The organism is Luteimonas sp. MC1572 (assembly GCF_016615815.1).
Classification (GTDB): domain Bacteria; phylum Pseudomonadota; class Gammaproteobacteria; order Xanthomonadales; family Xanthomonadaceae; genus Luteimonas.
On sequence record NZ_CP067112.1, the window covers coordinates 1,575,443 to 1,590,679 of the forward strand.

The 15,237-nt window shown below is 70.3% G+C and carries 14 protein-coding genes and 1 other RNA gene; 6 read left to right on the forward strand and 9 right to left on the reverse strand.

Features of this window, described 5'->3' with window-relative positions; genetic code table 11:
* Window positions 1–66: 66 nt before the first annotated feature.
* From dapB to hrcA, 5 genes are all read right to left on the reverse strand, one after another.
* Window positions 67–780 (reverse strand): 4-hydroxy-tetrahydrodipicolinate reductase, encoded by a 714-nt coding sequence (gene dapB / locus JGR64_RS07125; protein WP_199372686.1) that lies wholly within the window; start codon window positions 778–780, stop codon window positions 67–69.
* Between the two features lie 69 nt (window positions 781–849).
* Complete coding sequence (gene dnaJ / locus JGR64_RS07130) at window positions 850–1,977, reverse strand: molecular chaperone DnaJ (protein WP_199372687.1); 1,128 nt, start codon at window positions 1,975–1,977, stop codon at window positions 850–852.
* 114 nt (window positions 1,978–2,091) lie between these two features.
* Window positions 2,092–4,050 carry a molecular chaperone DnaK gene (gene dnaK, locus JGR64_RS07135; RefSeq protein ID WP_255529253.1) on the reverse strand — a complete coding sequence of 653 codons (1,959 nt, stop codon included), beginning with the start codon at window positions 4,048–4,050 and terminating at the stop codon, window positions 2,092–2,094.
* A 62-nt stretch (window positions 4,051–4,112) separates the two neighbouring features.
* Window positions 4,113–4,616, reverse strand: a complete 504-nt coding sequence (gene grpE / locus JGR64_RS07140) for a nucleotide exchange factor GrpE (RefSeq protein ID WP_199372689.1) — start codon at window positions 4,614–4,616, stop codon at window positions 4,113–4,115.
* A 5-nt stretch (window positions 4,617–4,621) separates the two neighbouring features.
* Window positions 4,622–5,704, reverse strand: coding sequence for a heat-inducible transcriptional repressor HrcA (hrcA, locus tag JGR64_RS07145; protein ID WP_199372690.1), 1,083 nt, complete (start codon window positions 5,702–5,704; stop codon window positions 4,622–4,624).
* A gap of 89 nt (window positions 5,705–5,793) precedes the next feature.
* On the opposite strand from hrcA, the gene recN reads away from it, so the two are divergent.
* A complete protein-coding gene (gene recN, locus JGR64_RS07150) occupies window positions 5,794–7,482 on the forward strand; it encodes a DNA repair protein RecN (RefSeq protein ID WP_199372691.1) in 1,689 nt (562 codons plus the stop codon).
* A 9-nt stretch (window positions 7,483–7,491) separates the two neighbouring features.
* On the opposite strand, the gene fur is transcribed toward recN, so the two are convergent.
* Window positions 7,492–7,896 (reverse strand): ferric iron uptake transcriptional regulator, encoded by a 405-nt coding sequence (gene fur / locus JGR64_RS07155; RefSeq protein ID WP_199372692.1) that lies wholly within the window; start codon window positions 7,894–7,896, stop codon window positions 7,492–7,494.
* A gap of 104 nt (window positions 7,897–8,000) precedes the next feature.
* On the opposite strand from fur, the gene bamE reads away from it, so the two are divergent.
* Window positions 8,001–8,387, forward strand: a complete 387-nt coding sequence (gene bamE, locus JGR64_RS07160) for an outer membrane protein assembly factor BamE (protein WP_199372693.1) — start codon at window positions 8,001–8,003, stop codon at window positions 8,385–8,387.
* A 4-nt stretch (window positions 8,388–8,391) separates the two neighbouring features.
* On the opposite strand, the gene JGR64_RS07165 is transcribed toward bamE, so the two are convergent.
* Window positions 8,392–8,646, reverse strand: a complete 255-nt coding sequence (locus JGR64_RS07165; RefSeq protein ID WP_199372694.1) for an RnfH family protein — start codon at window positions 8,644–8,646, stop codon at window positions 8,392–8,394.
* Between the two features lies 1 nt (window position 8,647).
* Window positions 8,648–9,079 (reverse strand): type II toxin-antitoxin system RatA family toxin, encoded by a 432-nt coding sequence (locus tag JGR64_RS07170; protein WP_199372695.1) that lies wholly within the window; start codon window positions 9,077–9,079, stop codon window positions 8,648–8,650.
* A 56-nt stretch (window positions 9,080–9,135) separates the two neighbouring features.
* Between JGR64_RS07170 and smpB the strand changes: the two genes are divergently transcribed.
* Window positions 9,136–9,636 (forward strand): SsrA-binding protein SmpB, encoded by a 501-nt coding sequence (gene smpB, locus JGR64_RS07175; protein ID WP_199372696.1) that lies wholly within the window; start codon window positions 9,136–9,138, stop codon window positions 9,634–9,636.
* A gap of 5 nt (window positions 9,637–9,641) precedes the next feature.
* On the opposite strand, the gene JGR64_RS07180 is transcribed toward smpB, so the two are convergent.
* Window positions 9,642–11,819, reverse strand: a complete 2,178-nt coding sequence (locus JGR64_RS07180; RefSeq protein ID WP_199372697.1) for a CHASE domain-containing protein — start codon at window positions 11,817–11,819, stop codon at window positions 9,642–9,644.
* Between the two features lie 155 nt (window positions 11,820–11,974).
* On the opposite strand from JGR64_RS07180, the gene ssrA reads away from it, so the two are divergent.
* The 3 genes from ssrA (at window position 11,975) to JGR64_RS07195 (ending at window position 15,221) form a co-directional block, all read left to right on the forward strand.
* Window positions 11,975–12,328: a transfer-messenger RNA gene (gene ssrA / locus JGR64_RS07185) on the forward strand.
* A 143-nt stretch (window positions 12,329–12,471) separates the two neighbouring features.
* Window positions 12,472–13,227 carry a response regulator gene (locus tag JGR64_RS07190; protein WP_199372698.1) on the forward strand — a complete coding sequence of 252 codons (756 nt, stop codon included), beginning with the start codon at window positions 12,472–12,474 and terminating at the stop codon, window positions 13,225–13,227.
* On the forward strand, window positions 13,224–15,221 hold the full coding sequence (locus JGR64_RS07195) for an ATP-binding protein (protein WP_199372699.1): 1,998 nt from the start codon (window positions 13,224–13,226) through the stop codon (window positions 15,219–15,221). Before JGR64_RS07190 ends, JGR64_RS07195 begins: the two co-directional genes overlap by 4 nt.
* Window positions 15,222–15,237 lie beyond the last annotated feature (16 nt).

Sequence of the window (15,237 nt, forward strand, 5' to 3'; positions counted from 1 at the left end):
GGAATGATACGGAACCGGGGCGCCAGGCGCCAGCGGCAGCGTGCGCGGAGCTGAACGCGCGGCCGGCTACAGCAGGTCGCGCAGCCGCCAGTTGCCGGCCGCGCGGCCGTGCAGGCGCGACGCGGCGTGCAGCGCACCGCGCGCGAACACGTCGCGGCTGGTCGCGCGGTGCACCAGCTCGATGCGCTCGCCGGTGCCGGTGAACTGCACGGTGTGCTCGCCGACGATGTCGCCGGCGCGCAGGCTTGCGTAGCGCGGGTCCGAACCACCGCGCCCCGCCGCGGCGCCGAGCGCGAGCGCGGTACCCGAAGGCGCATCCTTCTTGTGCACGTGGTGGGCCTCGACGATGTCGCAGTCCCAGCCCGGCAGCGTGGCGGCCGCGCGCTCCACCAGTTCCTCCAGCAGTGCCACGCCGAGGCTGAAATTCGCGGCCCAGACCAGCGGGATGCGCGCGGATGCTGCCACCAGCGCCTCGCGCTGCGCGGCGGACAGGCCCGTCGTGCCGGACACCAGCCCCGCTCCCCGCTCCACGCACAGTGCGAGCACCTGGTCGAAGGCCTCGGCCAGGCTGAAGTCGATGGCCACGTCGAACGCGGGTACGCCGCGCAGCTCGGCGGCGGCGAAATGCGGCACGCCGTCCACCACCCGCTGTGCCGGCTTGCGTGACACCGCGGCCACGACGACGCAGCCCGGTTCGGCACCGTCCCCGCACAGGCGCATGAGCGCGTGGCCCATGCGCCCGCTGGCGCCATGGAGCATCAATCGGATGGGAGCTGGCATCGCGCAAGGCTAGCCGCGGTGCACGCCGCCGGCAAGCTCACGGCCGGCGCGTGGCCGGCCGTATCGCGCTCACGACGTCATGCGTTCCCAGAACCCCTTGACGCCGTCGACGAAGGTGCTGGCCTTGGGCGAGTGGCGACGCGCGCCGTCGCCGACGAACGTCGCTTCGAGCTGCTCCAGCAGCTCGCGCTGCTGGTTGGTCAGGTTGACCGGGGTTTCGATCACCACCTTGCAGTACAGATCGCCCGGCGCGCGGCTGCGCACCGACTTCACACCCTTGTCGCGCAGGCGGAAGACCTTGCCGGTCTGGGTCTCGGCGGGGATGCGGATCTCGGCTTCGCCGCCAAGCGTGGGCACGCGCGCGGTGTCGCCCAGCGCGGCCTGGCCGATGCGGATCGGCACTTCGCAATGCAGGTCGTCGCCGTCGCGTTCGAAGATCGGATGCGGGCGCACGCGCACTTCGACGTACAGGTCACCGGGTTGCGTACCGGGTGGACCGGCCTCGCCCTCGCCCGAGAGACGGATCCGATCGCCGTTGTCCACGCCGGCCGGGATCTTGACCGACAGCACCTTCTCTTCCTCGACTCGGCCATTGCCGCGGCACGACGGGCACGGCGACTTGAAGGTCTGGCCGCGGCCGTGGCAATGCGGGCATGGCTGCTGCATCGAGAAGATGCCGCGCTGGAACCGCACCTGGCCGCGCCCCTGGCAGGTATCGCAGGTCTCGAGCTTGCCGTCTTCCGAGCCGGTGCCGTTGCAGGGATCGCAGGCGGCCAGCGTGGGCAGCTCGATGCGGCGCTCGACGCCCGCCACCGCCTCTTCGAGGTCGAGCTCCATCACATAGCCCACGTCGGCACCACGGCGCGGGCCGCGCGAGCCACCACCGCCGCCAAAAATATTGCCGAAGATGTCGCCGAAGATATCGCCCATGTCCGGCTGGCCGGGACCGGCGTTGCCGCCGCCCATGCCGTGTTCGAACGCGGCGTGGCCGTGCTGGTCGTACATGCGGCGCTTGCCACCGTCGGACAGTACCTCGTAGGCCTCCTTGCACTCCTTGAACGCAGCCTCGGACTCGTGGTTGCCGGGGTTGCGGTCAGGGTGGTGCTTCATCGCGCAGCGGCGATAGGCCTTTTTCAGTTCATCGTCGCCGGCGTTGCGGGCAACGCCGAGGACTTCGTAATAATCACGCTTGCTCATGGATCAGGGGCCATCTGTGTCGTCGGGCGACGCCCCCGCGAAACCGGGGGCGGAAACGACATCGGGAACCGCGGACTTGCCGCCACGGCTCCCGACGTCACGTACCGATGGCGGTCAGGCCTTGGTGTCGTCGTCCTTGACCTCGGTGAACTCGGCATCGACCACGTCGTCGCCGGGCGCGGGGCCACCGGCACCGCCACCCGCATCGCCACCACCCTGCTGGGCGGCCGCGGCGAACAGCGCCTGCGCGGCTTCCTCGAGCACCTTGGTCCTGGACTCGATCTGCACCTTGTCGTCGCCCTTCATCGCGGTCTCGACGTCGGCGATCGCGGCCTCCACGCGCCCGATCACGTCGCCCGGCACCTTGTCGCCGTTCTCCTTGATCGCCGTGCGCGTGCCGTGCACCAGCGCGTCGGCCTGGTTGCGGGCGCCGACCAGTTCGTGGAACTTCTTGTCGTCTTCGCGGTGCGCCTCGGCGTCGGCCACCATCCGCTGGATTTCCTCGTCCGAAAGACCCGAGCCCGCCTTGATCTCGACCTTCTGCTCCTTGTTGGTCTTCTTGTCCTTGGCGGTGACGTGCACGATGCCGTTGGCGTCGATGTCGAACGACACCTCGACCTGCGGCATGCCGCGCGGCGCGGCGTCGATGCCGGTGAGGTCGAACTTGGCCAGCGACTTGTTGTAGCGGGCCTGCTCGCGCTCGCCCTGCAGCACGTGCACCGTGACCGCGGACTGGTTGTCCTCGGCGGTGGAGAAGGTCTGCGAGGCCTTGGTGGGCACCGTGGTGTTCTTCTCGATGATCTTGGTGAACACGCCGCCCAGGGTCTCGATGCCGAGGCTCAGCGGGGTCACGTCGAGCAGCAGCACGTCCTTGACGTCGCCCGCCAGCACGCCGCCCTGCACCGCGGCGCCGATGGCGACCGCTTCGTCCGGGTTGACGTCCTTGCGCGGCTCCTTGCCGAAGAACTCGGCGACCGCCGCCTGCACCTTCGGCATGCGCGTCTGGCCACCGACCAGGATCACCTCGTTGACGTCGCTGGCGCGCAGGCCGGCGTCGTTGAGCGCGGTGCGGCAGGGCTCGATGGTCTTCTTGATCAGGTCCTCCACCAGCGCCTCGAGCTTGGCCCGGGTCAGCTTGATGTTGAGGTGCTTCGGGCCCGAGGCGTCGGCCGTCACGTACGGCAGGTTGACCTCGGTGTGCTGCGCGGTGGACAGCTCGATCTTGGCGCGCTCCGCCGCATCGCGCAGGCGCTGCAGGGCGAGCGGATCCTTGCGCAGGTCCATGCCCTGGTCCTTGTTGAACTCCTCGACCAGGTAATCGATGACGCGCTTGTCGAAGTCCTCGCCACCGAGGAAGGTGTCGCCGCTGGTGGCCAGCACCTCGAACTGCTTCTCGCCGTCGACTTCCGCGATCTCGATGATCGACATGTCGAAGGTGCCGCCGCCAAGGTCGTACACGGCGATCTTGCGGTCGCCGCCGTCCTTGTCCAGGCCATAGGCCAGCGCGGCCGCGGTCGGCTCGTTGATGATGCGCTTGACGTCGAGGCCGGCGATGCGGCCGGCGTCCTTGGTCGCCTGGCGCTGCGAGTCGTTGAAGTACGCCGGCACGGTGATCACGGCTTCCGTGACCTTCTCGCCCAGGTAGTCCTCGGCGGTCTTCTTCATCTTTTCCAGGATGCGCGCGGAGACTTCCTGCGCCGACAGCTTCTTGCCCTCGCTGGTCGCCACCCACGCGTCGCCGTTGTCATGCTGGGCGATGGCATATGGCACCAGGCCGATGTCCTTCTGCACCTCGGCGTCGGTGAACTTGCGGCCGATCAGGCGCTTCACCGCATAGAACGTGTTCTTGGGGTTGGTGACCGCCTGGCGCTTGGCCGAGGCGCCCACCAGCACTTCGCCGTCCTTGGTGTAGGCGACGACGGATGGCGTGGTGCGGTCGCCTTCGCTGTTTTCGATGACGCGGGCCTTGCCGCCGTCCATGATCGCCACGCACGAGTTGGTCGTGCCGAGGTCGATGCCGATGATCTTTGCCATGGGATGTTGCCTCTTGGAGGTTTGTCTGGGGGGCGGCAAAGCCGCCGATGACTGCTATCTGGGGACGCGGCCGGCGCCTTCAAGCGCCGGGCGGCGCGGATTCAGTCGTCGCGGGCCACGGCGACGAGCGCCGGGCGAAGGAGCTGCTCGTTGAGCTGGTAGCCCTTCTGGAACAGCTGGGCGACGGCGCCGGCGGGGACGCCCGCGGCGTCCACCACGCTCATCGCCTGGTGCTGGTCGGGGTTGAACGCATCACCTGGCGCCGGCGCGAGCTGGACCAGGCCCTGGCTGGCGGTGACGCGCAGGAGTTCACGCAGGGTCAGCTCCATGCCTGTCCGCATCGGATCGTCCGCCGCGCCCGCGAGCAGCGCCGCGTCGAGGCTGTCGAACACCGGCAGCAGGTCGCCGAGCAGCTGCTTGTTGGCGAACCGGCAGGCATTCTGCACATCGCGCTGCAGGCGCTTGCGCTGGTTTTCAAGCTCGGCGCGCTCCACCAGGGACTGCGCGCGCAGCTGTTCGAGCTCGCCGCGGAGGGCCTCGATCTCGTCGTGCGGAATGGTGTCGGCGGCCTCGATGGTGGCGTCGGGCGTGTGTTCGTTGGTCATCGCTCTCAGGGTCCGGGTGTGTCGCGGTCCGCACTCTGTGGGGATGGCGGCTCCGGATTCAAGGCATTGCCGAGCATTTCCGCGGTCGCCTGCACCACCGGGATCACCCGGTCGTAGGCCATCCGCGTCGGGCCGATGACCCCGAGCACGCCCAGTACGCGTCCCCCGGCCCCATACGGGGCGGTCACCAGCGACATGCCCGCCAGCGGCGCCAGCCCCGTCTCCTCGCCGATGAACACGCGCACGCCCGGCGCCTTCACCGTGCGTTCGAGCAACTGCAGGATTTCGCGCTTCTGGGCGAAGGCATCGAACAGCTCGCGCAGCCGTTCGACGTCGGCGAGGTCCTGCACCCCGAGCAGGCGCGCCTGCCCGGAGACCACCACGTCCTCGTCGCCCGGCACCAGCACCTGCTCGGCGATTTCGGTGGTGGCGCGCAGCAGGCCCTCCATTTCGCTGCGCGCGGCGCGCAGGTCGCTCACCAGGGTGGCGCGGATCTCGTGCAGCGGGCGGCCGGCGAAATTGGCATTGAGGTAGTTGGCCACCTGCTCGAGTTCGGCCGGGCCGTACGGGCGCCGGGTCAGCACGATGCGGTTCTGCACCTCGTGATCGGCGAAGACCACGATCGCCATCACCCGCTGGCCGTCCAGCGGCACGAAATCGATCTGCCGGAAGGCGAACTGGCCGCGCCCCGGCACGCTGACCACGCCCACGAACCGGGTCATCGCCGACACCAGCTCCGAGGCGCTGCCGAGCAGCGACTGCGTGCCGCCGCCGGTCGCGAGCTCGCCGCGCAGGCGCGCGAGCTCCGGCTCCTGCAGCGGGCTCAGCTGCAGCAGCGAGTCGACGAACACGCGATAGCCCTGCGGGGTGGGTACGCGCCCGGCCGAAGCGTGCGGCGCCGCCAGCAGGCCGACCTCCTCGAGGTCGGCGAGGATGTTGCGGATGGTCGCCGGGCTGACATCCAGCCCGGCGTGGCGGGCCAGGGTCTGCGAACCCACGGGCTCGCCATCGCGGATGTGGCGCGCGATCAGGGTGCGCAGCAGCTGGCGTGCGCGGGCGTCGAGGGGGTCATCGCGGCGTCGGGACATCCCGGGGGTATATGTCGCCGGGCTCCGAGTCGCAAGCGCTGCGACGCGGCGATGGCAGCCTGCGGCCCCTCGCGGCACAATCGCGTCCCATGCTCAAACGCCTCTCCATCAAGGATTTCGCCGTCGTCGCCGCCACCGAGCTCGAGTTCGGGGCCGGGCTGACCGTGGTCTCGGGCGAAACCGGCGCCGGCAAGTCGCTGCTGGTCGACGCGCTCGGCTTCCTGTCGGGCCAGCGCGCCGACAGTGGCATGGTGCGCCACGCGGCACAACGCGCCGAGCTCGACGCCGACTTCGACCTCGCCGGCTCAGCGGCCGCCCAGGCCTGGCTGCGCGAGCAGGAGTTCGATGACGGAGACGCCTGCCAGCTGCGCCGCACCCTGCGCGCCGATGGTGGGTCGCGGGCGTGGATCAACGGCCGCCCGGCCACGCTGTCGCAGCTGGCCGCACTGGCGGGTCATCTGGTCGAGATCCATGGCCAGCATGAGCACCAGGCGCTGCTGTCGCGCGGCAGCCAGCTCGCCCTGCTCGACGCGTTCGGCCGCCACGAAGCACTTCTTGCCGCGGTGGCCACGGCGGCGCGCGGCTGGTCCGCGCTGCTGCGCGAGCGCGAACAGCTGACCGCCGCCGGCGATGTCTCCGACCGCATCGACTGGCTGGGCCACCAGCTGGATGAACTCGAGCGCGAAGACCTGGATGCGGACGCCATCAGCGCGCTCGTCGCCGCGCATCGCCGCCAGGCGCATGCCACCACACTGGTCGACGCCTGCGACGTCGCCCTCGCCCGCCTCGGTGACGGCCACGGCGCGCTGCCCGCCGAACTGCACCAGCTGCGCGGCGGCCTGGCGCGGTTGCAGGACCACGAACCACGCCTGGGCGAGGTGCAGTCCATGCTGGAAGGCGCCGCCATCCAGCTCGACGAGGCAGCCGTCCTGCTCGATCGCATCCGCGCCGACCTCGATATCGACCCGGCGCAGCTCGAGGACCACGAGCGCCGCCTCGCGCGCCTGCACGACCTGGCGCGCAAGCATCGCGTGACGCCCGAAGGGCTCGCCGCGCAGCGCGACACGCTGGCCGCCGAACATGAGGCGCTGCACGCCTCGGCGCGGCGCCTCGGCAGCCTCGGTACCGAGATCGAGGCTGCCGCGGACGGCTGGCGCAAGGCCGCCGTGGCGCTGGGCAAGGCGCGCGCGCGCGCCGGCAAGGCGCTCGCCGCCTCCACCACCGGGCTGATCGGCGAGCTGGGCATGGGTGGCGGGCGGTTCGAAGTGGCACTGGAGCCCACCGCCGGCGACGCGCCGGATGCGCAGGGCGCCGAGCGCGTCGAGTTCCTGGTGTCGGCCAATGCCGGGCAGCCGCCGCGGCCGCTGCGCAAGGTCGCGTCCGGCGGCGAGCTGTCGCGCATTTCGCTGGCCATCGAAGTGGCCGCGCTGGGCCTCGACGCGGTGCAGACCATGGTCTTCGACGAGGTCGACTCCGGCATCGGCGGCGGCGTGGCCGAGATCGTCGGCCAGAAGCTGCGCGACCTCGGCAGCCGGCGGCAGGTGCTGTGCGTGACCCACCTTCCGCAGGTCGCGGCCCAGGGCCACGCGCACTACAGCGTCAGCAAGGCCGAACGCGGTGGCGTCACGCAGAGCGCGGTGCGCCTGCTCGACGACGGCGAACGCCAGGAGGAACTCGCGCGGATGCTGGGCGGGGTGGAGGTCAGCCGCGAGGCGCGTGCAGCCGCCAGGCGGCTGCTGCGCGACGCGGCGACAGGCGGCGTGGACGTCGCCGGCTGAAGCCCGCGGTCAGCGCTTCTTGCGCACGTACAGCACCAGCGAGTGCTCTTCGAGGATGTAGCCGTGCTGCGCGGCGATCTTGCTCTGCAGCTCCTCGATCTCGGGGCTTTCGAACTCGATGATGCGGCCGGTGTCGACGTCGACCATATGGTCGTGGTGGCCGCCGCGGTCGATCTCGTAGACCGCCGTGCCGCCTTCGAAATTGTGCTTCAGGACCAACCCTGCCGCCTCGAACTGGGTGAGCACCCGGTAGACGGTGGCCAGGCCGATCTCATCGCCGCCTTCAAGCAGGTGGCGATAGATGTCTTCGGCGGTCATGTGGTGGTGCGAGGTCTTCTGCTCGAGCAGCTGAAGGATGCGCATGCGGGGATGCGTGACCTTCAACCCGGCCTTGCGAAGCTCATGGGTTTCCATGCCTGTTCCGTTCATTGGCGATTGGGGTGCCAGCTGCCGTGGAGCCGGTCGCGGCGGCTCGTCGAGTGTATCATCGCGGGGATATCCGCCGTCCCTGGGTTCCAATGCGCAAGCTCTTCGTCCCCGTCATCGTCGCCTGCCTCGCAACCGGCTGCGGCCTCGTCTACAAACAGCCGATCTACCAGGGCAACCTGCTGAAGAGCGGCGATGTCGCGCAGCTGCAGGCCGGCATGAGCCGCCAGCAGGTGTCGGCATTGCTCGGCACGCCCTCCATCCAGGACCCGTTCCACCAGGAGCGCTGGGACTACACGGCCACGGAGCGCACCGGTCGCATCGGCGGCACCGAGGTGCACAACCTCACGCTGTGGTTCGAAGGCGACAGACTGGCGAAGTGGGAAGGCGACCAGTTCCCCGATCGCGACGATGAACTGATCAAGGACGTTCGCCGCGCGTTCGGGCCGAACCTCGCCAAGGACAAGAAGAAGCGCTGATCGCTCAGCGCGCGCGCGCGGCGCGGAGCCGCCTCGCATCCTTGGGGTCCACCTGCAGCGGCCGCAGCAGCTCGACGCGGTCACCATCGCGCAGCGCGGTGCTGGCGGTGACACGTTCACCGAATACCGCATAGCCATCGACCGCATCCAGCGGCAGGCCACAGGCATCGATGGCGTCCGCCACGCGCGCACCCGCGGGCAACTCCAGCTCCACGCTGCGGTGCGTGCGAGGAAACGCGAGCACCACCTCGACGCGCATGTCAGGCGTCCGGATCGTCGGCGATGCGCACGAAATCATCGACCATGCGGTCGGCCAGCCCCTGGAAGCCGAGCTTCAGCGCCGGTGCCAGCAGGCGGCTGCGCGGCTCGAAATCCAGGCTCAGCGTGACCTTGCACGCCGACTCGTCCAGCGCATGGAATTCCCAGCGGCCTTCGAGGCGCTTGAACGGACCATCGCGCAGGTGCATGTCGATGCGGTGCGGCGGCGTGAGCAGGTTCTCGGTGGTGAACCAGGTGTGCATGCCGGCGATGCCGAGTTCGAGGCGTCCGAGCACGCGTTCCGGTGAGGACTCGAGCACTTCGGCGTCATCGCACCACGCGAACCGCGCCGGATACGCCGCGATGTCGTTGACCAGCGCGAACATCCGCGACGCGGCGTGTCCGACCAGGGCTGAGCGCTTGATGATGGGCATGGGGGGCAGGCTGTCTCGCGTTTCTTTCCCGCCCCGTGCCGTGTGAGAATGACGCGATGGGCAAGACTGCTGGCAAGGATAAGGGAAAGAGCGGCACCGGGGGCACGATCGCGCTCAACAAGCGCGCGCGCCACGAGTACCACCTCGAGGACCGTTTCGAAGCCGGCATGGCGCTGCAGGGCTGGGAGCTGAAGGCGATCCGCGCCGGCCGCGCCAACATCACCGAGAGCTACGCGGTGGTGCGCAGCGGCGAGATCTTCCTGTTCGGCGCGCAGATCACGCCACTATTGCAGGCGTCCACCCACGTGGTGGCCGATGACCGCCGCACCCGCAAGCTGCTGCTGCACCGCCGCGAGATCGACATGCTGGTCGGCAAGGTCGAACGCGACGGTTACACCATCGTGCCCAGCGCGATGTACTGGAAGGGCAACAAGGTCAAGATCGAGATCTCGCTGGCAAAGGGCAAGCAGACCCACGACAAGCGCGATGCCGCCAAGGATCGTGACTGGGCGCGCGACAAGCAGCGCGTGATGCGTCGCCACAACCGCGACGCCTGACCGGCTCAGCCGACTGCCGTCTCGTCCGGCAGGGTGAAGCGGAAACGCGCGCCCTCGCCCACCCTGCCCTCCGCGGCGATGCTGCCGCCATGGCGTTCGATGATGCGCTTGACCGAGGCCAGCCCGATGCCTTCGCCCACGAACTCGTCCTGCGCGTGCAGGCGCTGGAATGGGCGAAACAGCTTGCCGGCATAAGCCTCGTCGAAGCCGACGCCGTTGTCGGCCACTTCGAACCACGTCTCGCCTGCGATGTCGATCCGGCGCAACGCGACCTGGCCACGCTCGCGGTCACGGGTAAATTTCCAGGCGTTGCCAAGCAGGTTGTTGAGCAGGTTCCTGACCAGGGCACTGTCGCCCGAGGCCTGCAGCCCGGGTTCGATCTCGACATCCACCTGCCGCCGCGGCTCGTCCTGGCGCAGGTCGGCAATGATGTCGCTGGCCATCGCCGAAAGGTCCAGCGGCTCGCGCCGCAGCTCGCCGCGCGACACCCGCGACATCTTCAGCAGTGCGTCGATCAACTCGCCCATGCGCGCGGTCGCCGCGCGCACCCGCGCGAGATAGCCACGGCCGGCTTCGTCGAAGGCCCCGGCATACCGTTCGCCGAGCACACGGGTGAACCCGTCGATCGCCCGCAAGGGCGCGCGCAGGTCGTGGGAGATGGTGTACGCGAACGACTCCAGCTCCTCGTTGGCGCGGGTGAGCTCGCGCGTGCGCAGCGCCACGCGCGCCTCGAGCGTGCGGTTGAGCGCGTTGACCTGCGCCTCGGCGCGTACGCGGTCCGTGATGTCCTCCACCTGCGCCAGGCTGGCCACGTCCTGGCCCACTTCACCCGGCACCTGCGCGTAGGTCAGCAGCACGTGGCGCAGCTCGCCGTCGTCGCGCCTGAGCTCGCGCGTCACGCGGTAGACGCTGCCGGTCGCCGCGCGCGAACGCTCTTCGGCGGCGTCGCCGGTGCCGCTGAACAACGATTGGAAGACGCGCCCCATGAGCTCCTCGGGCGAGGCGCGCAGGATGTCGGCCAGTGCCAGGTTGGCGTCCACCACGCGGCCATCCCGGTCCAGCAAGGCCTTGCCGATCGCCGAAAACCGCATCGCGCTGCGGAAGCGCAGCTCGCTGCGCCGGTACGATTCGCTCATCCGCGCCGCGATCTGCTGCGCGCGAGATTGCGTGCGCGCCAACGACAGCGCCACCGCGAACAGCAGGAACGACGCCAGCATGCCCAGCACGATCGTGCCCTGCGTGCCGAGCAACGCCGACCCGCCGTTGCTCCGCGTCTGCTGGAAGTCCAGCCGCCAGCGCCGCCCGTACACCTGCTCTTCCACGCTGTGGCTCACGCCTGCGATGTCTCCATCGGGGAACAGGCCGGCGTCTGCGGGATACACCAGCGTCTCGCCACGGTCGCCAATGTCGACGATGCGCAGTGCTGGCGTGCCGGGCGCGTCCGCCACCGCCTGCAGGACGAAGCTGTCGAGACGGAACGGCGCACACACCCAGCCGGCCAGCGCGGCGGCGCGCGCCGACGGATTGGACGGCACGATGCCCGCGCGGTACACCGGCGCATAGATCACCAGGCCGCGGCCCGCGCCCGCCTGCACCAACTGCAGCGGCGCGGTGATGCGTGCGGCGCCGCTGTCGCGCGCGGCCAGCATCGCCGCCGCGCGCGCGGGCTCGTGGAGCATGTCGAAACCGATGGTGTTGATGTTGCCGATGGTGCGCGGCTCCAGCATCACCACCGGGCCGTACTGCACGCGCGCGCCCGGCGGATCGACCCGGAACAGCCCCAGTCCAGCTGCGCGACGCTTCAGCTGCAGCTCCTGCAGGGCCGCCGGCGACAGCGACTCGGCGTAGCAGAGCCCGAGCATGGCCGGAAACCTGCGGTCCAGCTCGAGGCCATCGGTGTAATGGCGCCACTGCTGCGGGCTTGGCGCCTGCACGGTGGCGAACAGCGATACGCCGCCCCGGGTGATCAGCTCGTAGGTCAGGAGCTGCTGGCGAAGCCGCGCCACCACCTGCTCGGCTTCGCCCGCCAGGCGCGCCTGCGCCAGCTCGCGCTCGCGCGTGCCTGCGCCGGTGGCATAGATGGCCACCAGCGCGAGAGAGGCCACCAGCACCACCGCGGCGAGCAGGTAGCCGTGGCGCGATGGCAGGGCGTCGGGTGACAACAGGGCGTCATTGGCTGCCATCGGCACGAGCATACCGGCTGCGCGCAGCCGCATCCGGCTGAACGACGCTGCGCGCCCGTTCCGGAGCCGACCTTGCACCGGGCCCGCGCGACCCTATACTTCACCTGTCTCGCAGTTTCACTGCCTTCCGGCAGATGCCAGCTTTCCCGATCAATGGGGGTGCACTGGCTTCGACGGGGGTCGCGAAATCGCCTGGCGCATGCCGAGGGGGTAGCTTTCCTCGTAAATCCAGCTGCAAAACTCTAGTTGCCAACGACGACAACTACGCTCTCGCCGCTTAAGGCGTAAGCCCCGAACCCACTTGTGCCCGTGCTCGTGGATGTAGGGTCATTATCACGGAACCGGCTGCGGTGGTTGCCTGTCAACCGCGGCTTAACAAAAACAGGCTGGTCCTGGGGTGCGCTTCGCCCACTGTGCTGCCGCAGGACGAGACCCAACGGTGAGCTAAGCATGTAGTGCCGGGGATGGAGTGCCTTCGGACGGGGGTTCGATTCCCCCCACCTCCACCATCCACGAACGAACCCGACCCCACACGGTCGGGTTTTTTCGTTCTGGAGCCCGGCGCATGCACGCGTGCTCCGGGCGCTGCAACCAAGGCCTGTGCGATCCTATGCACCATGGACGCGCCTCCTTTCCAGCGTTGCCTGGCCGCATGACCACCGACTCCCTCGCGACCGGCGACGCCCGCCCGCGCGTGCTTGTCGTCGACGACGACGCCGACATCGTCGACCTGCTGTCGCGCTACCTCGGCGGCAACGGATTCGCGGTCTCCAGCGCCGCCAGCGGCGCCGACCTGCGCCGGGCCATGACCGGCACGCTGCCGGACCTGGTGCTCCTCGACCTGGGCCTGCCCGACGAGGACGGCCTGGCGCTGCTGCAGCACCTGCGCCAGCAGTGGCGAGTGCCGGTGATCGTGGTCAGCGGCCGCGGCGAAGCGGTGGAACGCGTGGTCGGGCTGGAACTCGGCGCCGACGACTACGTCGCCAAGCCCTTCGATTTCCGCGAGCTGCTGGCACGCGTGCGCTCGGTGCTTCGGCGCGCGCCCGCGGCGGCCGACCTGCGCGCACAGGCCCAGGTGGCCGCCCCGGCCCGACGCCTCGCATTCGAAGGCATGGTGCTCGACCTCGGCGCGCGCCGGCTCGCCGATGCCGAAGGCCGCGACATCCCGCTGACCACCGGCGAGTTCGACCTGCTGCGCGCCCTGCTGCGGAACCCCAACGAAGTCCGCAGCCGCGACCAGCTGATGAGCACCCTGCACGGCCGCGAGGCCGGCCCGTTCGACCGCGCCATCGACGTCGGCATCGCACGGCTGCGGCGCAAGATCGAGCGCGACCCGACCGCGCCCGAACTGATCCGCTCGGTGCGCGGCGCCGGCTACCTGTTCGCCGCCGACGTCAGCCCGGCATGAGCGCCGGGGCTCCCATTCCGGGCCTGTTCGAGGCCGTCCCGGACGCGCTGCTCGTGGTCGACGGCGAAGGCCGCGTGGTGCGCGCCAACGCGCACGCCGAAGTCCTGTTCGGACACGCGCGCGGCGCGATGGCGGGCCTCGAGATCGAAGACCTCGTGCCGGAAAGCGCGCGCGCGCGCCACCGTGTCTATCGCGACCGCTACATGGCGGCCCCGCACGTGCGGCCGATGGGCGCCACCGGGCAGACGCTGGTCGGCCTGCGCAGCGACGGCAGCCGGTTCCAGATCGAGATCGCGCTCAGCCCGCTCGACAGCGCGGAAGGCAAGCGCTTCCTCGCGTCGGTGCGCGACATCTCCGGGAGCCAGCGCGTGCAGCAGGCACTGGCCCGTGCCCGCTACGACGCGATCGCGGCGCGCATCGGCCAGCTCGCGCTGCAGGCACCGGCGGAGTCCAACCTGATCGAAGAGTTGCCGCCGCTGCTGGCGGAAGCGCTCGGCGTGGAGTCGGTGGCAATCGTCTCGGCCGCATCCGGTCAGCAGGCGGCCGCCGTGCGCGGTGCATCTGGCCCGGGCTGGCAGGCGGGCAGCACCGTGCCGAGGCCGTTCGCCGGGCAGCACCAGGAGGTCTGGATCATCGGTGACATCGCCGCCGATCCGTCCGCGGCCGGATTGTTCCCGCTGCCGCTGCCGCCCTACGGCAGCGCGGTGCTGGTGCCGGTATTCGAGCACCGCCGCGTCTCGGGCGCCCTGCTGGCGGCATCGCGCGAGCCGCGCCGCTTCGACCACGACGCCTGCCACCTGCTGCAGACGGCCGCCACCACGCTGTCCACCTACGTGCAACAGCGCCGCGCCGAGGAGCACCTCGCGCATGCGCAGCGCCTGGACGCGATCGGCCAGCTCACCGGCGGCGTGGCACATGATTTCAACAACCTGCTCACGGTGATGTCCGGCAGCCTGCAGCTGCTTGAGCCGGAAGTCGTGAGCGCCGACGGCCAGGCGCTGCTGGCCAGCGCGCTGCGCTCGGTGGGCCGCGGCGCCGAGCTCACCGCCAAGCTGCTGGCATTCGCACGCCGGCAGCGCCTGCAGCCGAGCGCGGTCGACGTACCGCGGCTGCTGCACGACCTGGAACAGGTGCTGCGGCGCACGCTGGGCGATGCCGTGCGCCTGCGCGTGCAGGTCGAACCCCGCCTGCCGCGCGCCTACGTGGATGCCGGCCAGCTTGAAGCGGCGTTGCTCAACCTCGCGCTCAACGCGCGTGACGCGCTGGGCCGCGGCGGCGAGATCCTGTTCTCCGCGGCCGAGGAGCATGTCGCCGACGAGCAGGTGGGTGGAGCGGCCGGCGTCGAGATGCCGGCGGGCCACTATCTGCGCCTCGGCGTGCACGACACGGGCTGCGGCATGGCGCCCGACACCCTGGCGCATGCGATGGAACCGTTCTTCACCACCAAGGGCCGCGAACGCGGCAGCGGCCTGGGGCTGAGCATGGTGTACGGCTTCGCGCGCCAGAGCGGCGGCGACCTGGCCATCGACAGCGTGCCGGGGCGCGGCACCGAGGTCCGTCTCTACGTCCCGGTGGCGCGGAACGCGGTCCACGATGTCGAGGCTGCCGCCAGTCCCGGCGACGGCGGCCGGGGCGAGGTCGTGCTGGTCGTGGAAGACGATCCCGCGGTGCGCGATATCGCGGAGGCGTTCCTGCAGGGCGCCGGCTACCGGGTGCAGGCCGTGGCCAATGGCGAGGCCGCGCTGCAGGCATTGCGCGACGACCCCGCGATCGCCCTGCTCTTCAGCGACGTCATGCTTGGCCCGGGGATCGACGGCAAGGCGCTGGCGCGCGAGGCGCTGGCGCTGCGCCCGGGCCTTGCCGTGCTGCTGACGTCAGGCGACGAGGAGCACGCGGCCGACGCCGACGGTGCGCAAGGCCTGCGCCTGCTGCGCAAGCCGTGGCGCCGCGAGCATCTCGCCGAAGCGGTGCGCCGGGAACTGCAGGCACGCTGAGCACCAAGCCCGGCGC